The sequence below is a fragment of the Acrocarpospora corrugata genome, from assembly GCF_009687845.1.
Lineage (GTDB): Bacteria > Actinomycetota > Actinomycetes > Streptosporangiales > Streptosporangiaceae > Acrocarpospora > Acrocarpospora corrugata.
This window is the reverse complement of record NZ_BLAD01000044.1, coordinates 145,755-170,407: the sequence shown is the minus strand read 5'-3', so window position 1 is coordinate 170,407 and position 24,653 is coordinate 145,755. Positions and strand designations below refer to the sequence as shown.

At 69.9% G+C, this 24,653-nt stretch carries 19 protein-coding genes; 8 read left to right on the top strand and 11 right to left on the bottom strand.

All coding sequences use genetic code 11. The annotated features are described in order from the left end of the window. The first annotated feature begins 101 nt into the window (after window positions 1–101). Window positions 102–2,330, top strand: coding sequence for an LLM class flavin-dependent oxidoreductase (locus Acor_RS12335; RefSeq protein ID WP_155336736.1), 2,229 nt, complete (start codon window positions 102–104; stop codon window positions 2,328–2,330). Window positions 2,331–2,471: 141 nt separating this feature from the next. On the opposite strand, the gene Acor_RS12330 is transcribed toward Acor_RS12335, so the two are convergent. The 4 genes from Acor_RS12330 to Acor_RS12315 all read right to left on the bottom strand — a co-directional run bounded on the left by Acor_RS12330 (window position 2,472) and on the right by Acor_RS12315 (window position 7,484). Further along, window positions 2,472–4,493 carry a DNA/RNA non-specific endonuclease gene (locus Acor_RS12330; RefSeq protein ID WP_218034245.1) on the bottom strand — a complete coding sequence of 674 codons (2,022 nt, stop codon included), beginning with the start codon at window positions 4,491–4,493 and terminating at the stop codon, window positions 2,472–2,474. Window positions 4,494–4,618: 125 nt separating this feature from the next. Next, window positions 4,619–5,338, bottom strand: a complete 720-nt coding sequence (locus tag Acor_RS12325; protein WP_170316891.1) for a cellulose binding domain-containing protein — start codon at window positions 5,336–5,338, stop codon at window positions 4,619–4,621. A gap of 123 nt (window positions 5,339–5,461) precedes the next feature. Then, window positions 5,462–6,544, bottom strand: a complete 1,083-nt coding sequence (locus Acor_RS12320; RefSeq protein ID WP_155336734.1) for a Gfo/Idh/MocA family protein — start codon at window positions 6,542–6,544, stop codon at window positions 5,462–5,464. 67 nt (window positions 6,545–6,611) lie between these two features. Beyond that, a complete protein-coding gene (locus Acor_RS12315) occupies window positions 6,612–7,484 on the bottom strand; it encodes an SDR family NAD(P)-dependent oxidoreductase (protein ID WP_155336733.1) in 873 nt (290 codons plus the stop codon). Window positions 7,485–7,807: 323 nt separating this feature from the next. Here Acor_RS12315 and Acor_RS12310 point away from each other — a divergent pair, with 323 nt between their 5' ends. After that, window positions 7,808–8,146, top strand: a complete 339-nt coding sequence (locus tag Acor_RS12310; RefSeq protein ID WP_155336732.1) for a histone-like nucleoid-structuring protein Lsr2 — start codon at window positions 7,808–7,810, stop codon at window positions 8,144–8,146. A gap of 291 nt (window positions 8,147–8,437) precedes the next feature. Here the strand turns inward: Acor_RS12310 and Acor_RS12305 are convergent, their stop codons facing one another. Next, window positions 8,438–9,001: a carboxymuconolactone decarboxylase family protein gene (locus Acor_RS12305; protein ID WP_155336731.1), complete on the bottom strand. Its 564-nt coding sequence runs from the start codon at window positions 8,999–9,001 to the stop codon at window positions 8,438–8,440. Between the two features lie 156 nt (window positions 9,002–9,157). Here Acor_RS12305 and Acor_RS12300 point away from each other — a divergent pair, with 156 nt between their 5' ends. Continuing rightward, complete coding sequence (locus Acor_RS12300) at window positions 9,158–10,081, top strand: GNAT family N-acetyltransferase (protein ID WP_155336730.1); 924 nt, start codon at window positions 9,158–9,160, stop codon at window positions 10,079–10,081. A gap of 111 nt (window positions 10,082–10,192) precedes the next feature. Beyond that, window positions 10,193–13,741, top strand: a complete 3,549-nt coding sequence (locus Acor_RS12295) for a CHAT domain-containing protein (RefSeq protein WP_155336729.1) — start codon at window positions 10,193–10,195, stop codon at window positions 13,739–13,741. Here Acor_RS12295 and Acor_RS12290 read toward each other — a convergent pair. The 3 genes from Acor_RS12290 to Acor_RS12280 form a co-directional block, all read right to left on the bottom strand. Beyond that, window positions 13,722–15,110, bottom strand: a complete 1,389-nt coding sequence (locus Acor_RS12290; RefSeq protein ID WP_155336728.1) for a hypothetical protein — start codon at window positions 15,108–15,110, stop codon at window positions 13,722–13,724. The genes Acor_RS12295 and Acor_RS12290 overlap by 20 nt on opposite strands. Window positions 15,111–15,124: 14 nt before the next feature. Beyond that, window positions 15,125–16,666, bottom strand: coding sequence for a S8 family peptidase (locus tag Acor_RS12285; protein ID WP_155336727.1), 1,542 nt, complete (start codon window positions 16,664–16,666; stop codon window positions 15,125–15,127). A gap of 102 nt (window positions 16,667–16,768) precedes the next feature. Further along, a complete protein-coding gene (locus Acor_RS12280) occupies window positions 16,769–16,963 on the bottom strand; it encodes a hypothetical protein (protein WP_155336726.1) in 195 nt (64 codons plus the stop codon). 132 nt (window positions 16,964–17,095) lie between these two features. Between Acor_RS12280 and Acor_RS12275 the strand changes: the two genes are divergently transcribed. Then, window positions 17,096–17,428 carry an ArsR/SmtB family transcription factor gene (locus Acor_RS12275; protein ID WP_155336725.1) on the top strand — a complete coding sequence of 111 codons (333 nt, stop codon included), beginning with the start codon at window positions 17,096–17,098 and terminating at the stop codon, window positions 17,426–17,428. Between the two features lie 15 nt (window positions 17,429–17,443). Here Acor_RS12275 and Acor_RS12270 read toward each other — a convergent pair whose 3' ends face one another. Beyond that, a complete protein-coding gene (locus Acor_RS12270; RefSeq protein ID WP_155336724.1) occupies window positions 17,444–18,493 on the bottom strand; it encodes an NADH:flavin oxidoreductase/NADH oxidase in 1,050 nt (349 codons plus the stop codon). Between the two features lie 121 nt (window positions 18,494–18,614). Here Acor_RS12270 and Acor_RS12265 point away from each other — a divergent pair, with 121 nt between their 5' ends. Beyond that, window positions 18,615–19,652 (top strand): uroporphyrinogen decarboxylase family protein, encoded by a 1,038-nt coding sequence (locus Acor_RS12265; protein ID WP_155336723.1) that lies wholly within the window; start codon window positions 18,615–18,617, stop codon window positions 19,650–19,652. A gap of 96 nt (window positions 19,653–19,748) precedes the next feature. Here the strand turns inward: Acor_RS12265 and Acor_RS12260 are convergent, their stop codons facing one another. Then, window positions 19,749–20,936 (bottom strand): MFS transporter, encoded by a 1,188-nt coding sequence (locus Acor_RS12260; protein WP_170316890.1) that lies wholly within the window; start codon window positions 20,934–20,936, stop codon window positions 19,749–19,751. 470 nt (window positions 20,937–21,406) lie between these two features. Here Acor_RS12260 and Acor_RS12255 point away from each other — a divergent pair, with 470 nt between their 5' ends. Next, on the top strand, window positions 21,407–22,465 hold the full coding sequence (locus Acor_RS12255) for a hypothetical protein (protein WP_155336721.1): 1,059 nt from the start codon (window positions 21,407–21,409) through the stop codon (window positions 22,463–22,465). A gap of 380 nt (window positions 22,466–22,845) precedes the next feature. Here the strand turns inward: Acor_RS12255 and Acor_RS12250 are convergent, their stop codons facing one another. Then, the gene (locus Acor_RS12250) at window positions 22,846–23,664 is read right to left on the bottom strand and encodes a hypothetical protein (RefSeq protein WP_170316889.1); all 819 of its coding nucleotides are present in this window, start codon (window positions 23,662–23,664) and stop codon (window positions 22,846–22,848) included. On the opposite strand from Acor_RS12250, the gene Acor_RS12245 reads away from it, so the two are divergent. Next, window positions 23,657–23,974 carry an SAM-dependent methyltransferase gene (locus Acor_RS12245; RefSeq protein ID WP_155336719.1) on the top strand — a complete coding sequence of 106 codons (318 nt, stop codon included), beginning with the start codon at window positions 23,657–23,659 and terminating at the stop codon, window positions 23,972–23,974. The genes Acor_RS12250 and Acor_RS12245 overlap by 8 nt on opposite strands. Window positions 23,975–24,653: the final 679 nt, after the last annotated feature.

The following is a 24,653-nucleotide window of genomic DNA, read 5'->3' as shown; positions in this document are numbered from 1 at the left end:
TAGCCGCACAAGCGCTGTTAGACAAAACATCTGCGATGAATATAGTTTGTGGGACAACTCATCTGGATGCGGAGCGTCTTGCTCGGCGGAGAGGCGTACCGATGCCCGACTACGGCCATGACCTGATCTTCGGGTCCTTCATCACCCCGGCCAACAACGCGCCGCAGCAGGTCGTAGGCCTGGCGCGGGCGTCGGAAGCCGCCGGACTCGACTTGGCGACCTTCCAGGACCACCCGTACCAGCCCGGATTCCTGGACACCTGGACGCTGCTGTCCTACGTCGCCGCGCGGACCGAGCGGATCCACGTCTCGGCGAACGTCCTCAACCTGCCGCTGCGCCCGCCCGCCGTGCTCGCGCGGGCGGCGGCCAGCCTCGACCTGCTGTCCGGCGGCCGGTTCGAGCTCGGCCTGGGCGCGGGCGGCTTCTGGGAGGCGATCGGCGCGATGGGCGGGCGGCGGCTGACACCGGGGCAGGGTGTGCGGGCCCTCAGTGAGGCCATCGACGTCATCCGCGGGGTCTGGGATGCCGGCAATCCGTCGATTCTGCGGGTGGACGGCACGTACTACCAGGTCGACGGCGCCAAGCGCGGGCCTGCCCCGGCGCATGACATCAAGATCTGGCTGGGGGCGTACAAGCCGAAGATGCTCCGCCTGACCGGTGCCAAGGCCGACGGGTGGCTGCCGACCCTGGCGTACCTGGAGGGCGGTCTGGACGGGATCGCGGAAAGCAACGCGATCATCGACACGGCCGCCGCGGAAGCGGGGCGCGACCCGGCGGCGGTCCGCCGCCTGCTGAACATCGGCGGCCTGTCCGGGCCGCCGGAGCAGTGGGTCGAGCAGCTGGCGATGCTGACCCTGGAGCACGGATTCTCCGGCTACATCCTGATGGGTGACGATCCGGCCGCCATCCAGGTCTTCGGCCAGGAGGTCGCTCCCGCGCTGCGGGAACTGGTCGCCGCCGAACGCGGGACGGTCAAGTCCTCAGTTTCCAGTGTCCGCTCACGCCGCGAGGCGGACATCGCCTACGACGACCTCCCGCCCTCGCTGGCGGGCGCGGCTATCGAACCGGGCGACGCCGGATACGCCGCCGTCCGGTCCACCTACCTCCGGGGCGGGGCGCCCGGCCTGGTCCTGCGGCCACGGACCGTGCCCGAGGTGGCCGACGCGCTGGGCTTCGCGCGGCGGCAGCCGGTGAAGCTGTCGATCCGCAGCGGCGGGCACGGCATCAGCGGACGCTCCACCAACCGCGGCGGCATCGTCATCGATCTGGCGGAACTCCACCAGATCGAGGTCCTGGACAAGGAGACGCGCAGGATCCGCGTCGAGCCGGGCGCCCGCTGGAGCGACGTCGCCGCCGCGCTCGCCCCGCACGGGTGGGCGCTCAGCTCCGGCGACTACGGGGGCGTCGGCGTCGGCGGGCTGGCCACCTCGGGCGGGATCGGCTGGCTGGTCCGCGAGCACGGCCTGACCATCGACCATCTGCGCGCCGTCGACATGGTCCTCGCCGACGGGACCGTCACCCGCGCCAGCGAGACCGAGAACCCCGACCTGTTCTGGGCGGTACGCGGAGCCGGCGCGAACTTCGGGATCGTCACCTCGTTCGAGTTCGAGGCCGACGAGGTCGGCGACGTGGGGTTCGGCCGGCTGGTGTTCGACGCGGGGGACACCGCCGGGTTCCTGGAGCGCTGGGGGGCCGCGGTCGAGGCCGCGCCACGGGATCTCACCAGTTTCCTCATCATGGGGCCGCCGCGGCCGGGTCAGCCCGTTCTCGCGCAGGTGATGGCCGCGGTCGACAGCGACGACACCGAGACGATCCTCGATCGGCTGCAGCCGCTGGCCGATGCCGGGCCGCTGCTGGACCACACGATTCAGCGGCTGCCGTACGCCGAGATCATGCACGTGCCGCGGGGCACGCACAACGGTCAGGGCGAGCCGGTGACCCGGTCCGGGCTGGTCGAGCACATCACCCCGGAATTCGCCGCGGCGGCGACGGAACTGATCATGAGTGGGGAGGCCTACTTCTTCCAGATCCGTTCGGTCGGCGGGGCGGTGGCCGACGTCGCCCCGGACGCCACGGCGTACGCGCATCGTTCGGCGAACTTCCAGGTGGTCGCGTTCGGCGCGAGCCGTACCCGCCTGGACCGGGTCTGGGACGCGATGGCCGGGCACTTCTCCGGCCTGTACCTCAACTTCGAGACCGACCTGCGCCCCGAGCGGCTCACGGACGCCTACCCCGCCGAGACGCTTCGGCGGCTGCGCGCCCTGAAAGCACGGCACGACCCCGACAACGTCTTCCGGGACAACTTCAACATCACCGGGTCGGTTGAGTAAGGGACGGGACAAGCCCCACACGTCTCCCGCTGCTGATCGTCTACGCGACGTTCAAGGACGCCTGAGCATGGCGCCGATTCGGCCGGGACGCTCGGATGCGAATGCCGCATCCGAGCGTTCTTCGCGCGCTACGCGCGGGCTTCAGAGGACGAGCTGGTGGAAGTGGCTGATCTCCTTGGCCGGGGCGTCCGCTTCGGTGCGGGTGAAAGGGTCGGCTTCGGCGAGCGGGCCGAAGGCCAGCCGGGTGAGTTCCTCGACCCGCCGTACCGGCACCTGGTAGGTCTGGTACGCGCCGTAGGAGAACCGCTCGGGTGCGATCTCCAGGCCGTCGATGAGTTCCTGCTGGCTGAGCAGGTACGCGGTCGCCGACAGCTCGCCCGCCTGGGTGACCATGGCGACGACCTTCCAGAACTGGCGGGGCAGCTGGACGCCCCGGTAGGGATCGTCGTCGGCGGCCAGGATCGGCCCGGTGAACACGTTCACCCGCAGGTCCCGGTTGTCGGCGTTCTCCAGGATGTAGTCCTCCAGCCCCGCCCAGGTGGTCTGGTTCTGGTTGAAGTCCTGATGCTGCGGCGTGCAGTTGGTGAAGTGGAAGGTGTCGTCGTTGGCGGACTTGGCCACCGTACGGGAGCCTCCCCAGGCCGGGTCGAGCCGGCGGACCAGGTGGCCGCGGTCGAGCGGGTTGTCGCGGTAGACGCTCTCCCCGGTCTGCTCGTCCTCGGGCAGCCGGGGGTCGAAGGTCCAGCGGTCCGGCTCGCGGCGCAGGCGCTGGCTGGTGGCGCCGTCGATGTTGACGGCGGTGTAGAAGGCCAGCCGCCGCTTCTTGTTGATCACCACGCTGAAGTGGTGGTACGGCAGCACGTAGCCGGGGCCGCCGGCGGCCAGCGGGACCAGGTCCGGGTGCAGGACCGGCAACGGCACCTGATGCTGCGGGCTCAGGAAATCAGGGTCATACCCTTCCCGGCTGGTGTAGTCCGGGTCGATCCGGACAGCCTCCCCGTTCGTCGTTCGCCCCGGTGCGCTCGCGTCGTCACGGTCGCAGCGCAGCCGTACATCGAAAGGCACCGTCAGTGAGATCGTCTGCGGCGACATCCCATCGGCCGCAGGCTGGTCGGGCAGCGGCGGGATCATCGACGGGGCCGCCTGCCCGGTGAACAGCCGCTCGATCAGCGCCTGCTGGGCGGGCGGGAACGGCCGGGCGCGCAGCATGGCCAGCAACCGGCTGACCCGCACACCCTCGTTGATGACGCCGCCGGCCTGGTCGGGGGCGGGCACCCCGGCATGGTGCAGGGCGACGACCTCCCACTGGTCGTTGAACACCGGCGAGCCCGACGAGCCCGGCTCGGTGTCCGTCCGGTAGTGCAGGAACAGGTCCAGGACGTCGACGATGCGGTTCTCCCGCAGCGCGATCTGCTTCTTCTCCCCGCGCGGATGCTGGATGATCGTGACGAAGTCCCCGACGATGGCCTTGCCCTCGGCCTCCACCAGCGGGTTGAACCCGAACCGGGCCAGCTCACCCGGCCCGGCCTTCACCGCCACCAGCGCGAAGTCCAGCTCCCGGTCGGCGAAGAAGAACCGGCCGGGATCCAGGCCGAACTCCCGCAGCGGCAGCGGCCGGCCGTCGACGCCGTCCTGGAAGTCGAACTCGACGCCGCTGGTCGCCGCGATCCCGGCGTCCCCCAGCACATGATGGTTGGTCAGCAGCAACTCCGGCGAGACCAGCGAACCCGTCCCGAACCCGGCCACCCGCCCCCGCTGATCGCGGATGACGATCCGGCCCACCGCCCGCGCCGCCGCCACCCCGCCCTCCAGGTAACCCACCGCGAGCAGATCATCGGTCTGGATGATCCGCTCCAGCACCGCCTCCGCGGACGCGATCGCGGCCGGATCCCCCGCCGCGATCGCGCGCGGGCTGACCGGCCGCACATCCCGGTAGTGCCGGCTGAGCCGGTCGATCCGGGTGGCCACCCGGATCGGCTCGTCCGCCCGGGCCATCCCGCCCGGCTCGGCCAGGACGGCGATGTTCCGCCGCCGCTGCTGACTGTGCCCGGCCACCCGCGCCGACGCCGCCGCCCGCACCCCGTCGCCGTCCGCCATGACGGCGGCGTCCCGCACCCCCGCCGCGTCGCGCAGCCCGGTGGCCGGGCCCCCAGCCGAATCCATAATCTGCCCCGTCCCCGTAAGTTTCTCCTGGCAGGGGCGTTATCTCCGGGGCCGGGCCAAGCGATTCCCCCAGCTGGGCCAGATAGCCCATCCCACTGGGAAATCATCTTTTACCGCCCGATGGTCTAGCCGATCAGATCGGCGATGACCGCCTCCATGGCATAACCCGGCTTACCGTTCCACTGGGTGATCGGAATGAACACGGACTGGCCATTTGCGCCCGGGTCGTCGAGCCTGGTGACGACGACCGTCTGCGGGAGGTTCCAGAACCTCGGATTATTGGAGAAGGTGAGCTGCCGCGGCGTCACGACGACCGCCTGGCTCGCATCGCCGCCGCCCAATTCGACGACGATGGGCGAAACCGGTATCTGGCTGATCCGCACATTGAACGACACGGTCCCGCCCTCGGGGATCTGCACCCGCGCGATGCTCGCGAGCAGGTAAGGCTCGGGCGTGTACGTCGCGGGCTGGCCATTGAACGTGAAAGCGCCGGGCGGCACATTGATCAGACCCGGATTGCCGACCTGAATCCCCAGACTGAGCGCGCCACCCGCCGGAACGGCGCCATTGAACGGCCGGTTGGACAGAACGACATGCTGGCCGGTCTGCGTGAAATCGGCGAAGAACGCCGCGGTGACCACCTGCTGAGCGGCGAGATCGAACTCGATCGTCCAGCTGGTCACGGCGGCGCTCGGCGTCACGGTCAGCTGCGCCTGGAAGCCGAGCCCCCAACTGGCGGCCATGCGGTACGAGACCGTGGTCGCGGCGGCGTCCGCGGGACCGGGCGCGCCGAGCATCACGCCCGCCCCGAGCACCAACGCGACGAGCATTCGTCTGATCTTCATCGAGGAACTCCCCGGGCAGCGAAGTTGCGGGAAGCATCGCATCGACGACAGACCGCCGCCATTCCCCTTCGTCTCCGGCGAACCTGAGCTGGCAGAGCTCCCGGCCCGCGTGAAATGTTCAGCTCAGGCCCAGGCTTCACGGCTGGTGGTGACGCTCGTCCCGGAGCTCAGGGATTCTCCGATCGCCAGGCTGATCAAGTGGTCCTGGCATCCGTCGGCCAACGGGTACGGCTCCGCGGCCTCGCCCCGGCACCAGGCCGTCATCTGGCACAGCAGACTGACGACGGCCAGGTCGTCCTCGGAGAACCGGGCGCCCTGATAGCCATTCCTGTAGACCACCCGCCCGTCGAAGCTGATGTGATCCAGGTCGAAACCCTCCAGGTTCAGATCGATCCCGGTCTGGCGTCGGATCAGGTGCGATTCCACCGCGGCGCCTGGCTCGACCATGCGCACGACCCGGTCGTCCACCACCTCGCCCAGCGAGCCCCGGATGACGATCCGCCGGCCGCGCAGCGGATTCCACCACTGGTTGTCGGTGAAGTCGTACAGGCCCATGCCGCCGGCGAACTCCAGCGTGGCGATCGTGGTGGAGGCCGGCTTCGGCGTCAGGTCGCCGGACCAGCCGTCCCTCGACACGGGGTCCACGAGTGGCGCGGCGAACGAGCGGGCGCTGACGGTGGCCTCCTGGAAGCCGACGCCGAGCAGATGCCTGACCATCGACACGGCGTGGTAGAGGTGGGTGGAGGACACCTGGACGGAGGTCGCCTGGCCGATGACCCCCTCGCGGACCAGCGCCAGCCTCGCCGCGTGACCGGGCATGTGCAGGTACTGCTCCGCGACCTGGACCAGACCGCTGGAACCGACCGCCCGCCACAGGTCGCGCAGCCCCTCCAGGTCGGCGGCGGGCGGGGTCTCGGCCAGCACCGGGAGCTCGAATCCCACGAGCTCCTTGGTCACCGCCGGGGTGACCGGCCACGGCACTGACGGGATGACGAATTCAGGGCGTTCCGCCGCGAGCATCTCGCCGACGGAGCGGAACGTGGGCACTCCCCAGCGGGCCTCGACCTCGGCTCCCCGCCCGGCCGACCTGGTCACCACGCCCGACACCGACAGCCGCTCGGGCAACCGCCTGGCCAGGCGGAGGAAGAACTCCGAACGCCACCCGCTGCCCACTATCCCGAAACGGCCCGCGGACTGTGCACCCATGATCTGGTCCCTTCGGCTTGTACGGCAAGGTCACCTTAGTTTGATCACGGCCGACGGGACATAGCGGTCAGCTGGTCAGGGGCTCGGTGGCGGTGATGCCGAGCATCGCGGCCGAGCGCTCCCACAGGCGGCGGGCGAGTTCGGGGTCGCCGGACTGGCGATACTTGGGCTCTCGCCGCCTGAGCAGGTTGAAGTAGGCGCCGTTGACCGACTTCGGATCGGGTGTGGTGGCCAGCCGTACCAGTGCTTCGGCCGCCTTCTCGGGGGTGACGGTGACGGCCCTGCCGATCGGGGAGCGCATGATCCGGCCCGCCAGGCCGTAGCCCCGGTAGAAGTCGCTGGCGACGACACCGGGGTGGAAAGCGGTCGCGGTGACGCTGGTGCCCTGCGTGCGCCGGGCCAGTTCACGGGTGAAGAGGATGTTCTCCAGCTTCGTCGTCCCATAGACGGGGAAGGAGCGGTATCCGCGCGAGCTGTCGAGGTCGTCCAGGTCGACGCGGCCCATGCCGTGCGCCTGGCTGCTCGTCGCGATCACCCGGGCGTCGGGGGTCTCGGTCAGCCGGTCCAGCAGCAGATGCGTGAGCAGGAACGGGGCCAGATGGTTGACCTGGAAGGTCATCTCGTGGCCGTCCTCGGTGACGGTCCGGCGGGCGATGGTGCCCCCGGCGTTGTTGGCCAGGACGTCGATGACCGGGTAGCGGGTGAGCAGGGTCTCCGCGAGCGCCCGCACGTCCGCCAGGCGGCCGAAGTCGGCGATGATCGGCTCGGTGCCGATCGAGCGCGCGACCGCCGCCGTCTTCTCCGGCGACCTGCCGACCACGGCCACGGTCGCGCCGAGCTCGGCCATCCGCCGTGCGGCGGCGGCGCCGACACCGGCGCTGGCGCCAGTGATCACCACGGTCTTGCCCCGCAGGCCGGCCTGGCCAGTCTGATTGGTCATCTCGTCCGTCTTCCTTGTGTCGGCTGGGCCCGGAGAAATGCGAGGACCCCTCAAGTCGGGCAGGTTAGCCCACCCCGGGCACACCTGTGCGCGCCGCCGTGTACCCATCCGGCAGCAGTGAGGCGAAACCGGGCACATTTCGAAAGCTCGGCTTCGATTTCTCCGGCGGTTACGCCCCCGCGGGCCATAACCATCGGCAAGGTTGGCACTGTGAAGAAGCGGCAGGGAGTTTCTTTGCGGAAGGAATGGTCCTCCCAGTTTTTGGTCAGCCCTGTTGAGGCGTTAGGGTATTGCAAATATCACGGCAGCATGAGGAGTAGATCATGGCCAAGCAGGTCATTGAGCAGGTCACCGACGACTTGGACGGCACTCAGGGTGCCGCCACCTACCGGTTCGGCTGGGGCAAGGACACCTTTGAGATCGACCTCGCCCAGGGCAACAAGGACAAGCTGGAGAAATTCCTGGCACCCTACATCGCCAATGGGCGACTCGTCCGCGAGGCCAGGCCCGCCCGCGGTCGCCGGTCCGGCGGCGGCGAGAGCAAGCTGAGCCGGGAGAAGTCCCAGGAGATCAGAGAATGGGCCAAGGCCAACAACCACCCGGTGAACGAGCGCGGCCGTATCGCCGCCACCATCCTCGAAGCCTACGAGGCGGCCCACTAACGGTGGGCGACTAGTTCGTGGTCTTGCATTCTTCCTGACGGAACACCCGGCGCGTTACTTCGCCGAGCCGGGTACGGCCGCGGGTGCCGCCCGACACCAATGGCCGGGCGGCTCCAAGTCCGGTTCTTCGTCGAGCGCGCCAGTGATTTACGGAGCGCCCGGCAGGCTCGCAACCTGCCCGCGGAGCCGCCGGAACATTCGGACGGCCTTCGAGGGTGAGTGCACGAATCAGATGTGCGCCTTAATGGTCAGCGCGCCCTTCGGAGTTTTCGCGTCCGGTGGGTTCGCCGGTCAGCTTGACTTGTTCTGGGCTTCCTCCAGCAGTCCCAGGTAGCCGATGGAGACGATCCGCTCAGCCCGGACGGCGTAGGAGTCCGGGTCGTCGGGGGCGATCGTGGCCAGCCCGTCGACGTACCGGTTGAACATGCAGAAGGCGGCGGCGATCAGCACCGTGTCGTGGATCTCCACGTCGGTCGCGCCCGTTTCGCGCGCGGCGGCCACGAGTTTCTCGGTGACGTTCAGCCCGCCCTGCTGCACCGACGCCGCGATGGCCAGCAGCGCCTTCATCTTGACCGAGATCGGCGCGGCCCCCACGTCGGCGCGGACCTGCTCCACCAGCGCCATCCCGCCCTCCAGCTGCGCCGCCGCGTACGCCGCGTGCGAGGAGAAGCAGTAACGGCACTCGTTGAGCGCCGAGACATAGGCGGCGATCAGCTCCCGCTCGCCGCGCGACAGCGTGTTGTCCGCGCGCAGCAGACTCTCCACCAGCTCGTTGAGCGGACGCGCCGTTTCCGGCCGGAATCTGAACAGCCCACGGATTCCCGGCTCGCCGGAAGTCAACGTGATGTGCGGCATCTGGGTTCCCTCTCCCTCGGATCACTCGCATCTCTCACGCAGCCTCAGCCGTCACACGGTCCGCGTCAACCACCGTCCCAATTCACCGCACGAAGCCGTTGAAGGCCCCCAAAAACTCGGTCGCCGCGCCTTCCCGCCGGTGGTAGTTTCCGGGGCGTGATTTCGCCCGCCGGGTACGAATTCCGCGCGCCGACACCGGACGATCTGGCCGCGGTGGCCGCCGTGCTCATCGCCGATGATCTCGGCGCCGGACAGAGCATCCTGGGCGCCGGATTCGTGGGCGCCGAGTGGGCCCGGACCGGCTTCGACCTCGCCACCGACGCATGGGTGGCCCTCGACGGCGCGGCCGTGATCGTCGGGTACGGCCAGGCGTCCCCCGAGGAGCCCGGCGCCGTCAGATCATGGGGAACCGTCCACCCCGAGCACCGGAGCCGGGGCATCGGCTCGGCGCTGCTGGACCGGATCGAGGAGCGGGCCCGCGAACTGCTGGGCGATCTTCCCGCGGCCCGCCTCCGCCACTCGATGAACGCGGACGACCACGCCGCCGCCGCACTCCTCCAGGCCCGGGGCCTGCGGCCGGTCCGCCACTTCTGGTACATGGGGATCGACCTGGCCGAACTCCAGGAGCCGGGTCCGCCCCCGCCGGGAATCGAGATCACCGGAATCGCCGCGCCAGGTGATCTGGAGGCCGTGCACGCCGTCCTTCAGGAGGCGTTCGCCGGTGACTGGGGTTACCACCCGGAGCCGTACGACCAGTGGGCCGAGGAAGCGGTCGGAAACCCGAACCACGATCCGGCGCTCTGGCTGCTGGTGCGGGACAACGGAAGGCCCGTCGGCGCTCTCACCGCGAGCGCCGAAGACGACCGCGGCTGGGTGGGCGAGGTCGGGGTCGTGCCCTCCCACCGGGGACGCGGAATCGGCGCCCACCTCCTGCGCCTTTCGTTCGCCACCTTCGCCGGGCGCGGCCTCCGGGACGCGATGCTGAACGTCGATTCCGGAAACCCGACCGGAGCGACCGTCCTGTACGAAAGCGTGGGCATGCGGATCGCCTGGCGCTGGGACTTGTGGGAACGCTCATAGCCTGAAAGCGGACCCAAGCCCGCCTTACCCACATAAGGCTTTTCCTTACGTATATTGGGACTGGATGTTGACTTCACCGCTTTAGTCAGCTCAAGTCGATCGGATTGCGCCATGACGGACGGCCTCGACGATCTCCCCCAACTCGATCAGCTGATCGCGACCCTCCCCGCAGGGCATCCCGACCTCCCGCAAGCGGTGCTGTACCGAGCGAGCCTGCTCCTCTACAAGGCCGCCGCGGAAGGCGATCTCGCCACCGCCAGGACGGTAGTTCGCGATCTTGAGGACAGACTGGCGATGGCGTCGGCCGGGCACGACCTCGTGGCATTGCTGGCCAGAGCACATCAACTGGTCGCCGAACTCATCGTTGGCGGCTCCTCCGAGGACTTCGCGCGCGCCGCCCTCGCGGACTCGCTGCCCCCGGGCGTCGACCCCGACGACGCGGAAACCGCGGTCTCCCATCTCCGCCGCGCCGCCGTGCTCGCCCCCGCCGATCTCGAAACACAACTCTCACACGCGACGATGAGCCTGCTCATCGGCGACGCCCGCAGCGCGGCCGAGGTGGTGGCGACGGCGCGGATTGGTGAGGACGAGGTGGTGGTGAAGGCCGGTGACGCAGCCGAGGTGGCGGCGGCGCGGGCCGGTGAGGCCGAGGTGGTGGCGCGGCCGGGTGATGCGGACGAGGTGGGGGCGAACAGCACGGCGCGGGCTGGTGGCCCGGATGAGCGGGATCAGCTCGACGCGCTTCGCGCTGTGCTGTCCGCCGCCGCTTCGGGAGAGCGTGGGCCGCAGGTCCTGAGACGGGCCCTCGGCACGCTGCCCGCCGGGCATCGGGGGCGCGGCCTCCTCGCCCTGCCGCTGGCCCGCACTCTGGCCACCGTCCAGCAGTCGCCGGCCGCCGCCGGATCGCTGGGCGAAGCCCTCGACCTGCTGGCCGAGGTCCTCGAAAGTTCTTCGGCCGAGTCGTCCGACGAGGCCAGGATCCTCACGCTGCACGCGCTGGTCACCGGGATGCTCCTCGACGAGGTGCCCGCCGACTTCTCCCGCCTGCTGGCCGCCATCGGATCCGGCGCCGACCACCTGACCCTCGCCTGCGCCGCCGGCGTCCGATCCTGGATCGAGCGCGACCGCTCCCACGTCACCACCGCCGCCACCCACCTGGCCGCCCTCATCGACAAGGAACAGGAGGACGGCCGCGCGCTCATGCTCTGCTTCCCGGCGATCCCGCTCTTCGTCGAACGCTACGTGGCCACCAACTCGCTGGAGTTCCTCGACCGGGCCGAACACTGCTGCGACCTGCTGGCCCGGTCCGTCCCCCCGGGGGAGGACGCGGAGTACGCCGGAGCGGTGGCCGCGCTACGAGGACACGTCCGGATGCACCGCGCCATGGTCACCTACGACATGGCGGAGGCCCACGACGCGATCAGCGACATCCGCGCGGGAGTCCAGGACGAGGAATCCGCCCAGATGCTGACCGTGCTCGAAGCGATCGTGGAGGGCATCGACGGCGATCGCGACCTGTCCCTCCAACTGGGCCCCCCGCCGATGATCTACCCCTCCGCCGACGGCTCCAGCCAGCCGGTCCACCGCCTGGACGTGGAACGCCACGGCGTCCTGCTGGTTCAGCGGGGGATGGCGGGCGACGCGCAAGCCCTGGACGAGGGCATCGCGCTGCTCCGCCGGGCGCTGACACTGCCCGGCACCTACCTGCTCACGCACCTGCCGACCGACGGCGTGCTGGGCATGGCACTGATGGCCCGCAGCTGGGAACACGGCGGCGAGGACCTCGACGAAGCGGTCACCTTCCTGGAACGGGCGGCCGACCGAGCCAGAGCGGAACCGGGAGTCCGCTGGGCCGCCAAGATCCTCATCAACCTCGGCAGAGCCCGCCGCCAGCACGGCGACGGCGCACCGGCCGTGGCGGCCGGGCTGGAATCCCTCCGCGCCCGCCACGGCGACCTCCTCCTCCAGAGCGGTACGGAACGCTCGTTGCACATGTCCACAGAAGCCGCCGAAATCGCCGTCGAAGTGGCCTCATGGGCACTGGAGGACGGCGACAAACAGACCGCCGTCCAAGCACTGGAACTCGGCCGCGGCATGGTCCTGCACGCCGCCACCCTGACCACGGAAACGGGCGACCTCCTCCGCGCGGCCGGCGCCGGCGACCTGGCCGAGGAATGGGACACCGCCCTGCACACCACCCCGACCGGCGGCAACCAGCCGGGCGACCTCGACGTAGACATCCCCAGCACCCTCCGCGCCCGAGCGTTACACGCACTCCACGACACCCCGGGGGAGCACCGACTACTCGCCGTCCCCACCGTGAACGAAATCGCCGACCACCTCCGATCCAACGGCTGGGACGCACTGGTCCACCTCCTACCCCGCTCCCGCAACGGCCCCGGCCACGCCATCCTGATCCGCGCCGACCGCACAGTCCTCCAACTCCGCCTCCCCAGCCTGGACACCCGCGAGGGCACCCACATCCACGAATTCGTCTCCGCCGAACGAGCCCTCCGAAGCCAGAACACCACCCCGGCGCACGCCCCAAGTAGCGCCCCAGGGAACGACCCAAGCAACGTCCCGGAGAACGGCCCTCTTCACCCACCTGCTGGGGGACCCGGTGGGCCCGGCTCTGACAACGGTCCGGAGAACCGCCCAAGCAGCGGCCCTATTCACCGACCTGCTGGGCAATCCGGCGTGTCCGGTTTAAGCAGCGGGCTGGAGGAGGACGACGCGGTGGAGCGGGTGGCGGCCCGGGTGCGTTGGGAGAGCGCGTTGGAGGCGGTTTGTGATTGGGCGGGCAAGGAGGTGATCGCGCCCGTTCTCCGGGGGCTGCGCGTTGACCACGATCCGAGGGTGATTCTGGTGCCTTGGGGGCTGGCCGGGGCTGTGCCCTGGCACGCCGCCCGCTGGGAGGGCCGGTACGCGTGTGAGCGTGCCTTGTTCTCCTACGCCGCCTCCGCGCGTCGCTTGGGAACGGCCACTGGCCGTGCGAAGACCGGGGGTTTCGGGGGTTTCGGGGGTTCTGCCGTGATTGTGGCAGATCCGGCTGGGGAGGCGTTGGCCTGGGGGCGGTGGGAGTGTGAGCAGATTCAGCGGAGTAGTTACCCGGAGGCGGTGCGTCTTGGGCGGTGGCGGCGTGGGTCGGAGGAGGCCGCGCCCGCGACTGGTGATGCCATCCTGGCGGCGCTTCGGAGTGCGGCGGTGGTGCATTACGCGGGGCATGGCGCGTCCGGCTACTCCTCAGCTCACTCTCACCTGCTGCTTGCCGACGGTGAACTCCCGGTGCGCCGGATTCTGCGGGAAGCCACCGCACCGGGGTCGCTGGTAGTGCTCTCGGCGTGTTTGACGGATCTGTCGGATAAGGACTTCGACGAAGCCCTCACCCTGTCGACCGCCCTCGTCGCCGCGGGGGCCGCGGATGTGGTCGGTTCCCGCTGGGCATTGGACGACGATTGCCGCACCGGCACCATGATGGCGATTTTTCATCACTTCCTGCGAGAAGTGGGGAATGCGGCGGAGGCGTTGCGGATGGCGCAGGTGTGGATGTTGCGGGGGGATCGGGCGTTGCTCCAGGAGCTTGGGCCGGACACGCCGGATTCGGAGGAGGATTTCGCCGCCGTGTCCATCTGGGCGGCGTTCACCCATCACGGTGGCTGAGCGCCATCGCCTGCATCATCGCGTTGGCGACCTCGCGGCCCGTCACCGAGCCGTGGTCGTGGATGAAGTCGTCGGATCTGAGGTTGTAGACGCGGCCGGCGCGGAAGTCGTACTCGCCGGTCGTGGGTAGCAGTTCGTCCGGCGGCGCGCTCACCTGCGGGGTGCGCAGTGCGCCGTTGCGGCCGATTCCGCCGTAGCTGTCGTCGGGGCCGCCCACGCTGGAGGCGTTCTGCTGGGCCAGCCGCGAGATGATCGCGTACGCGATCCCGACCGCCCGGTCGTTGACGGTATGCGTGATCACCATGGGCCCCGCGAGCCGCCCGGGAGACAGCACGTTCCGGAACAGCCCGTCCTTCGTCCCCGAGTAATCCGTGGCCAGGGCGTAATGGCTGAAAGCCGCCTGCAGCAGACTGACCGAATGCACCGGCGCGTGCCGCTGCGCCGCGGCCGTCACCAGCCGGGCCCCGAACGAATGCCCGGCCAGATGCCGCCGAACCCCGGGAGCCTGCGCGGCCAGGTCGTCCATCAGGCGGGCCACCCCCACCGAGCCGACCGTCCCGGCCCGCTCCTTCATCGTGAAGTACGTCGTCGTATTCAGCAGCAGCCGACCGGCATGAAGCACATCCCCGAACGACGGCAGACCGGCCCCTCCACCCGCCCCTCCACCGAGCCCCCCACTGGCTCCTCCACCGGACCCCGCCCCGGACCCTCCATTGAGCCCCCCACCGGCTCCTCCACCGGCCCCTCCACTGAGCCCCGGCGCGGCTCCTCCAGCGGTCCCTCCACCGAGCGCGTCACCGGCGGCGCCGCCGGGCGCTTCTGGGAGCAGGCCGAGTGGGAGCGGTTGTGCGGCCAGGTCGAAGGCGGCCTCCGGGTCGCCGTCGGTGAGGAGTGAGGGCGGCGGTTCCTCGTCGCCGTCGGCGGGCGCGGGCAGGGAGCGGCGGAGCAGGTCCAGGAAACTCGCCTGGGCACCGGGGGAGTGCAGGTCGGGGACGAGCGCCTGGAGCGCTGTCGCGATCTCCGCGTCCTCCACCGTCTCCTCGATCTCGGCCCGGAGCAGCGCCTGGCCGTCGTCGGCCCCGAGCCCGCCCCCGGCGAGCAGCCCGGGTTCGGCCCACCGCACCGATGGCCACAGCACACCGATCACCGCGAGCCGCATCGACGGCGGCCGTCGCACCTCGTCCAGACTCTCGGCGAGCTTCTCGTACAGCCGCTCGGCGGCGGCCATGTCGTTGTTCCAGCCGTGCGAGAGCAGCAGCACGTCGGTGACGCCGGGAGCGCGGACCATGTCCAGCGCCCGCTGCCGCTCGGCCGGGTCGTGCAGCTCGCCGTCGGACCGGAACTGCACCTTCGCGAATGGAAAACGCACGGAGATCCTCTCTTTCACACCAGCTGGATTGCGCGCATGGCGTCGACCAGCCCCGCGCCCTGAAACGCCCGATCCCGGCCCAGGTCGATGGCCGAGCGCAGCAGTGTCTCCTTGACCTCCTGGGGGCGGCCGATGAACTCGCGGTGCACCGACAGGAAGCCAGCGACGACGCCGGAGACATGCGGCGCGGCCATCGACGTGCCCGAATCCTCCACGAACGTGGCGTCCGGGACGCCGGCGGTGGCCTTGCGCAGCAGCTTGCCCGAGCCCGCGCTGACGATGCGCTCCCCGGGGGCGACCAGGTCGGGTTTGGGCCGCCCGTCCCCGGTCGGGCCCTTTGACGAGAAATAGGAGACGCCGCTGACGTGCGGGCGGCACGAGGTCGAGCCGACGGTGATGGCCAGGTCGGCGTTGCCGGGGTCGTTGATGGTCATGTCCAGGCCGAGCCGTACCGCACGGTTCTGGGCGTCCTGGGCGAAACCGTAGCCGGTGTTGCCGGCGGCGACCACGACGACGACGCCGCTGCGGACCAGCAGGTCGACCTCGCGGCAGACGGGGGTGAGCCCGGCCCCGAACCAGCTGGGGTCGAACGGGTAGCCGACCGACAGGTTGACGCCGTGCACCTTGAGCTCGCGGCCGCCCGCGTTCAGGTCGTTGACATACTGCAGGGCGTCCAGGACGGCGGCGACGTCGCCGTTGCCGTCGTCGCGGAGCACCTTGCAGGACAGCAGGCGGCACTGCGGCGCCATGCCGCGGAACGACCGCACCTCCAGGCGGCGCACGTCCAGCTGCTCGGTCATCGCGTTGCGCTCGTCCTGGTACCAGGCGGCGGCGACGAGCGGGGACTTCTTCAGGTCCGCGCTGACGGACTCGCCGGCCAGGATGCCGGCGACATGGGTGCCGTGGCCGAACTCGTCGGCCAGGGCCTCGTCGTCGGATTGGCCGGGGACGAAGCTGCGGTGCCGGACGCCGGGCGGCAGGTCGAGGTTGCGGTGCAGGTCGAAGTGGGCGTGCGGGGCGATGCCCGAGTCGAGGACCGCCCAGACGATGCCCTCGCCGGAGGCCTCGAAGGTGCGGTGCGCGGCCGCGCACTTGGTCGTGATGACGCTGCGGTGGGTGAGCGCGCCGACCTCGAAGTTGGGCCACAGCCGGTGGATCGCCCAGCGGGGGGCCGCCAGGTCGGTGTGCGCGACCTCCCGGCCGCTGGCCATGTCCAAATCGACCAGGGCGCGGATCTCCTCGGCGGTCAGCGCCACCGCCAGATACGAGCCGACCGGCCGCGGCTCGGTGTCGGCCACTTCCCGGATCAGCGCGTTCACCTGCTCGTACGCACCCCGCACGCCACCGGGATGCGAGGTGCGCAACTCGATCACCACACCCAGCTTGCGGCCGTCCGCGACCGCCATCCGCTCCATCAGCGGCTTGGAGATGATCGAGTCGGCCATCAGCGCCGGGGCGGACGGGACATGCCCCCGCCGCGCGGGTCCGCCGGACGCCGCGCCGTACTCCCGGGGAATCTCCGGCCCCGCCCCGCCGGGACCTTCCGGCATGCTCATGCGTCACCTCCGCGCCTGTGGCGAGACCACGTTAGACGCGCGGAGGCGGGGCAGGATCGGGTTCTGACCTAGGGAAAACCCTAGGTCAGACACCCTGGGGGTCTAGTTGACCCGGGTTTTGCTCTGCCCGCACAGGCACTGGCTGGTGACGACGTTCCCGATCCGCTCGATCTCCAGCCACTCATGCCGATGAAACAGTTTTTTCTTGCTGATCGCATCGTTTTCGCGGACTTCGCGCAGGGAGACATCGGGAACGGGCGCCTCTTCCTGATCTGATCCCCTGACTTCAACGTCCATGCCTATCCCCCGTGCATTCCTGCAATTTCCGTGTTACTCCCATTGCGTGACATTCCGTTCCACCGGGCGTCCAGATCTGGCACGGTGTCCGCTTGTCCGCACCGCCGGAGGCGGGCCGACTACGATGGCGGCATGTCGACGAGGGCTCTGGCGCATCCGGAGGCCGGGGAGATCCGGCTGGAAGGCGTGCTGCACGCGCTGGCGGATCCGGCTCGGCTGGAGATCGTCCGCTTCCTGGCGGAGACGGGCGGCGAGGTGGCGTGCTCGGCCATCGATCTGGCGGTGAGCAAGTCGACGGGCACGCACCACTACCGGGTGCTGCGGGAGGCGGGGGTCATCACGCAGGTCTACCGGGGGACGGCGAAGATGAACGCGCTGCGCCGGGACGATCTGGACGGGCTCTTCCCCGGGCTGCTGGACAGCGTCATCGAGGCGGCGTCGCGGCGGGCCCGCGCCCGGGTGTGATCACCCCGGGTGCGATCACACTGCCCGGTGGTACTGGTCCGGCCACCGGGTGGCCGTGCCGAGCGCGCGGGCGGCGCGCCGCGGCCAGTAGGGGTCGCGCAGCAGTTCACGGCCGATCAGCACGGCATCGGCCGCGCCATCGGCGAGGATCTGTTCCGCCTGGTACGGATCGGTGATCATCCCCACGGCGGCCACCGGAAGCGCGGTCTCGGCGCGTACCCGGGCCGCGAACGGCACCTGGTAGCCGGGCCCGGTGGGGATGCGCGCGTCGGCGGCGTTGCCGCCGCTGGATGTGTCGAGCAGGTCGACGCCGTGCGCGAGCAGGATCGGCGCCAGCCGTACCGTGTCGTCGACGGTCCAGCTGGGGCGGTCGTCGAGCCAGTCGGTGGCGGAGATGCGGAAGAACAGCGGCAGGTCGGCGGGCCAGGCTTCGCGGACCGCGTCCACGACTTGCAGGGCGAAGCGGACACGGTTCTCGAACGGGCCGCCGTACGCGTCGGTGCGGTGGTTGCTCAGCGGGGAGAGGAACTCGCCGATCAGGTAGCCGTGCGCGCCGTGCACCTCCAGGACCCGGAAGCCGGCCCGCAGCGCGCGGCGGGCGGCGGCGGCGAAGTCACCGGCGATCCGGCGGATCGCGGCGGGGGAGAGTTCGTCCGGGGCGGGGTGGCCCGGCGCGAACGGGATCGGGCTGGGCCCCACCGGCTGCCATTCGCCGGTCGGGCCGCCGCCGCGCCAGGGCCGGTCGGTGGAGGCCTTGCGGCCCGCGTGCGCGACCTGGATGCCGGGGACGGCGCCTTGCCCGGCGACGAACCGGGCGATCCGGGTGAGCGCGGCCTCCTGGTCGTCGTTCCACAGTCCGAGGTCGCCGGAGCTGATCCGGCCCTCGGCGGACACGGCGGTGGCTTCGGCGAAGACCAGCCCGGCGCCGCCTACGGCGCGCGCGCCGAGATGCGTGAGGTGCCAGTCGTCGGCCACGCCGTCGCGGGCCGAGTACTGGCACATGGGCGACATCCAGACCCGGTTGGGGATGGTCAGCGATCGCAGGGTGAGGGGTTCGAACAGCATGACGCGTCTCCTCCGCTAATACGACGGTTATCGTACTACGAGAAGTGTCGTCCTAACAGGACGGCGGCACTTGCGGAGATCGCCGGGGCACGGAAAGCTCGGGGGGTGAGGGAGGTCCCAAATGGCGGTCGATGACGCTTTGGTGACGACAGTGGTGGGCAGCTATCCGCAGCCGGACTGGCTGGTCAACCGGGAGATGCTGGGGAGCAGGCTGCCGCCGCGGGTGCGGGCCCAGGAGATCTGGCGGATCCCCGAGGAGTTCCTCGCCGAAGCCCAGGACGACGCGACGATCATCGCGATCCGCGACATGGAACGCGCGGGCATCGAGATCGTCACCGACGGCGAGATCCGGCGGGAGAGCTACTCCAACCGCTTCGCCACCGCCCTGGACGGCATGGACGTGGAGAACCCGGGCACCGCGATCGACCGGACCGGCCACCCCAACCCGGTGCCCCGCGCGGTCGGGCCGATCCACCGCGTCCGCCCCGTCGGAGTCGAGGACCTGGAGTTCCTCCGCCGCAACACCGACCGCCCGGTCAAGATCACCCTGCCGGGGCCGTTCACCATGGCCCAGCAGGCCCAGGACGACTTCTTCGGCGACCGTCGCTCGCTCGCGCTGGCGCTGGCCGAGGCGGTACGGGCCGAGGTGACCGACCTGTTCGCGGCCGGGGCCGACATCGTCCAGCTGGACGAGCCCTACCTGCAGGCCCGCCCGGAAGCCGCCCGCGAGTACGCGATCGAGGCCATCAACCGCGCCGTCGAGGGCCTCCCCGGCACGATCGCCCTGCACACCTGCTTCGGCTACGCCGCGATCGTGCACGAGCGCCCGCCCGGCTACTCCTTCCTCGCCGAACTCAACGACTGCGCCGCCGACCTGATCGCCATCGAGACCGCCCAGCCCGGCCTCGACCTGTCGATCCTCGGGCAGCTCTCCGACAAGGGCGTCATCCTCGGCGTCGTCGACCTGTCCGACCCGGCCGTCGAAACCCCGGGCACGATCGCGGCCCGCATCCGCGAGGCGCTCCGCTACCACGCCCCGGACAAGCTTCAGATCGCCCCGGACTGCGGCATGAAATACCTGCCGCGCGCCCGCGCCTTCGCCAAACTCCAGGCGATGACCGAGGCGGCGCGCATCGTCCGGGCCGAACTGGCCGGCTAACGCCGGGGGAGCCCTGCGACGCCACGTCCGGCCGGGGTCGCCCGCGAGTCCCGCGAGTCCCGTGGTGCCACGTCCGGCCAGCGTCGCCACGTCCGGCTAACGCGCCTGGGATTCCTCCGGTATCTCGTCCGGGACCGGCCGCTCGGGTGTGTCGCCGGGCAGGAGGCGGGACATCGCGGCGATCAGCACGCCGAGGATGAGCCCGAACGCCATGGCCACCCGCAGCGAGGTCGCGTCGGCCAGGAAGCCGATGATGACCGGGCCGAGCAGCAGGCCCGCGTAGCCGATCGTCGCCGTCTGGGCGATCGCCGGGCCGGACTGGGCGGGGTCGGCGCCGCCCGCGAGTGAGAGCGCGAACGGGATGACCGGCGCGATCGCCAGGCCCGCCAGCAGGAGCACCGGCAGCACGACCGCGACCGCCGGGGCCGTCACCACCACCGCGAACGCGATCACCGTGGCGACGCCGCTCGCGGTGAGGTGGGCGCGGGCGCCGTACCGGGCCCGGAGCCGGTCGCCGGCCAGGCGTCCGGCGAGCATGCCGGTCACGAACAGCGGGTATCCTAGCGCGGCGACCTCCTCCGGGGAACCGAGGATGTCCCGCAGGTAGAGGCCGTTCCAGTCGGCGACCATGCCTTCCAGGGTGAACGCCGCGAAGACGACGACCCCGAGGACGTACACGACCCGGGGGAGGCCGCGCCGGGAACCGCCGTCCTCCTCGGCCGGCGGGGGATCGGCCAGGAATGTCGGGATGAGCGCGAACGCCGCCGGGATACTGGCCAGGCCGACCGCGATCAGGTGCGGCGTGAGCGTCAGCCCCAGCCGGATGGCGGCGAAGCCGAGGATTCCGGACACGATCGCGCCGAAGCACCAGCCGGCGTGCATGCCGCTCAGCAGCGGCCGGCCGTACCCGGCCTCCACCGCCGACCCCTGCGCGTTCATGGCGACGTCGAGCAGCCCGAAGGTGACGCCGAACAGGCTGGTGGCGACCAGCAGCAGCGGATACGACGGAGCCGCCCCGACCAGCGCGAGCGTCGCCGCGCAGCTCGGCGCCGCCGCCGTCAGGATGCCCCGGCTGCCCATCCGCCGCATCAGCGGGCGCGCCGCCTGCATGCTCACCAGCGCGCCGATCCCGGACGCCAGCAGGGCGACCCCCAGCTGCCCCTCCGACAGCTCCAGTTTCTCGGTCAGCGCGGGTAATCGCACGGCCACCGTGCCGGAGAAGATTCCCGCGAGGATGAAGGTGAGCGTCGTGCCGATCCGGGCCCTGCGCAGGCCGTTTCCCATTGACGTCCTTCCGGTTAACGAAAATGAGCCGGGATAAGGGCAGCCGAAATGCGCTCGCGGAGTTTGTTGAATATGCGGTCGTGGTGCTCTTCCCGCCGACCGGCAATGAATTGCCGAATTGTCCAACATGTGGACCGGGGGTGACGGGGAGCGTCTGTTCGGTGTCGCCCAGTGGGCTCGGCCGCCTGTGTCAGCACTGACTTGGCGATTGCTACTGCCAGGGCAGAGTGTTCCACCGACCCATCATGCCGTACCGATGAATCGTTCGTCGAACGAATGGGCGAGTAACTCGAATTCGCACTTCACAGGGCCTTGACGGATGAGTTGGTGTCCACAGCAAGAAATGAGCCTTCTCAACGGGAGATTTCCAGCTTATGAACGACGGGACGGCCTGCACTGGCCGATTCCCCGAGTGGTGAGGACGCGTGATGTCGCCAATCCGATTACTTCTGCGCAGGATTCTCGTCTCGATGCTCTCGGCCCTTCTGGTGGTGGCGGGGCTGACCGCGCTGAGCGGATCGGCGCAGGCGGCCGTGCCGAACCGGTGGGGGTTCGCGTACGTCAACATCCCCGCCGGGGTGCCGGATCCGAGCCACCAGGCGGGCAGCTGGGCGCCCGCGTTCAACGTCACCGTCACGCCGGGCGTGGTGGGGCAGACGTTCGTCCGGTTCCCGCAGATCGGCGGCCCCGGCGGCATCGTGCACGTGACGGCCGTGGTGCCCACCAACGCCTGGTGCCAGGTCGAGTCGTGGGTGCCGGCCCTGCCGGACGAGGTCGTCACGGTGCGGTGCTACCGGTTCGGCGGGGTGCCCATGTTCGTGCCGTTCACCGTCCTGTACGAGGAGAGCAGCGGCCCGCTCCCCGCCGGCAGCCACGCCTTCGGGTACGTCGCCTACAACGGCGCCGCGATCACCGGCTCCTACAACTCGGTGCTGGCCCCGAACACCGTGGTACCGAGCGGGCTGGGCACCTGGACGGTCACCCTGAACGGGCTCGGCTCCCCGGCCCCGGCGGGCAACCTGCAGGTGACGGCGGTGAATCCGGGCGCTCCCGCGCGATGCAAGGTGGGCAGCTGGTCACCGGGCGCCGCCCTGCAGACCGTCATCGTGCGCTGCCATGACGGGGTCAACAACCTGTACAACACCGGCTGGAACCTGACCTACCAGCGGCAGCGGGCGATCACGGGCGGGGCGATTCCGCCGAAGAACTTCGCCTACACCTTCGACGTCAACCCGGCCAACCCCGGCCCGTACGCGCCGACCCCCGTCGGGATCAACTTCAACTCGCAGGCGAGCGTCAACACGGTGCAGTCCAGCGGGCTGGGCCTGCGCCTGGTGCAGTTCCCGAGGGTCGGCGTGCTGCGCGACCACGTCCAGGCGACGGCGTACGGCGGCGGGCCCGAGTTCTGCAACCTGCAGGCGCCGTGGCTGACGAGCGGCAGCGTCGCCGTCGTCCGCAACGTGGCCTGTTACAACGCGGGAGCCCGGGTGAACACGCAATCCCTGACCACCTACACGTCGGAGTTCTGAGCTGAATGGAGGCGCCGGCGGGCGCCGATCCGCCGGCGCCTCCACATGTGGGGACGAAAACTTTCGAATGATCTCCGAGAGTTTTCGCTTCTGAAACGTAGGTCCTACATGGCGATTTGGTCAATGGGTCAAACGGTCATCATCGCTGAGCGGCAAGTTGGAGCACCAAAGTTTCGACATCCGGTCGGAGTTCGGCGGGGCACCCACCTGGGCTCGCGTTCGCGGTGGACGACGACGTCGTCGCCGCGTCCGGGATAGGACAGGATCAGCAGGCGCTGGGTGCCCAGGTCGTCCTTTTCGGGGATCAGGTCGTAGTGGACGCGGATCCGGTAGTGGCCCGCGCCGGCCGTAGGCGATGACGGTGCGGTCGGGGTGGTGCTTCACGGCGGGCAGTGCGTCGGTGTTGCGTACCAGGCAGAGGAAGGCGGTGGTGCCGTCCGGTGAATCGCAGTCGTTGGGGGAGGTGGTCCGGCCGGCTGAGTGGTCGGCGGCGGGAAGGAAGAGGAGTGTTCCTGCCGTGGCGATCGCCGCCGTGGCGACGTGGAGGCGGGTGCGTCGCGGCGGGGTGCCGTACACAGGTGCAGAAGGAGTGCGGTGGCGGCGAAGGCGGCGCTGTACCAGAGCGGGGAGGTGCCGGTTTCGCCGCTCACGAGCCAGTCGGGATACCTCCGGATGTTGGGGGCGAGGAAATCCCGTTCGTCCGCGTCCAGGTAGGTGAGGGCGCTGGCGCCGGCTGCCAGTATCAGGACCGTGATCGTCGCGCGTACCAGGCGGCGGGTTCTGCGGATGACCGTGATCAGGACAAGGACGGCCATGCCGCCCGTGCCCACGAGCATGTTGAGTGCCAGCCAGAGCAGCACCAGCCCGGGGCTGGGCGACAGGAACGAATCGATCGGTCCGAATGGTTCGAGCCACCGTGGGATGCCGCGGGCCAGGTAGGGGAGTGCCGGGAGCAGGGGCAGAACGATCGCCGCCACCGCGAACGGCCACCAGCGGAGCGGGACCTTCACCGGGACCGGCCGGGCGGCCGGCTGCCGCGCGGGCGGGCCGGCCAGGTCGTGGGCGGAGCGGGCCTGCCAAACGATCATCAGCAGCTCCGCGGCGATGTTCATCGCGAAGATCAGGGTGAAATAGAGGTCGCCGTTCGAGGACCAGGAGAGGCTGAGGAACAACGCCAAGCCGATCGCCGTCATGTTCATGGGCATCCTCGGCTACGTGGAGCGACTCGACGAGGTACGGGCGATCGTGACCCGCGTGATGGACGCCGTACCATCCGGCAGCTACCTGGTCTTGTGGGACGGCACCGACACAGGCACGGCCGTCAAAGAAGGCAGCGAGAGGCTCACCCAGACCGGAGCCATCCCTTATTACTTGCGCAATCTCGAGCAACTCGGCCAATGCTTCGACGGTTTGGAGATGATCGAACCCGGGTTGGTCCCGATCACGTACTGGCGGCTGGCGGAGTCCGAGGTCAGCACAGCGCAGCACATCGACGTCTATGGGGCGTAGCTCTTAAGCTGTAAGTGCTTGCCCTTCAGCATCGAAGAGACAGCTCCGGGCCGAACGGTCAGCGCAGCAGCGGTGGCGCGTATCCGACCTGGCGGTGCTTCAGGTGGTGACGGAAGCCGTGATCCTCGTCAGCGGTCACCCAGCCGACGCGGACCAGCCTCCAGCGCGTGGTCCAGTATCGTCTGCACCTGGACGGCGTTGGTGGCGAACTTCGTCTCGCCAGGGATCGCCGACCTGCAGGAGAGGACCGGCCCGCCAGGACCGCGGCAGAGACAGTTCGGCTCCGATCAGCAGCGAAACCGACCTGGCCGGTGCCTAGCGGCTGGGCAATAAATCTACAATGTAAAGCCCTCGGCTCGTGGAGATTCCGTTTTACGCGCCACCCCGGGGGAAGCCACGTACGGTGCTATCAGGACAATGTACGCACGCCGTCAGGCCCTCCGCACCGACTGGGCCTGTTCCGAAACGTCGGAAAGAGCATCATGCTTGAAGGACAGCCCATTCAGTGTGCGACATGCCGTGGCGTGCGCACTCCCGCGCCGGCCGAGGCCTGCACTCCGTCGAGAGGCCGGTTGATCGTCTCCCATGGGTATTGCCGCGGCGACTGTTCGACGACGGCCGCCAACGTGCGGTCCGAAGAGGTCGTCCCCCAGCCGTGACAGCGCTCAAACAATCGGGG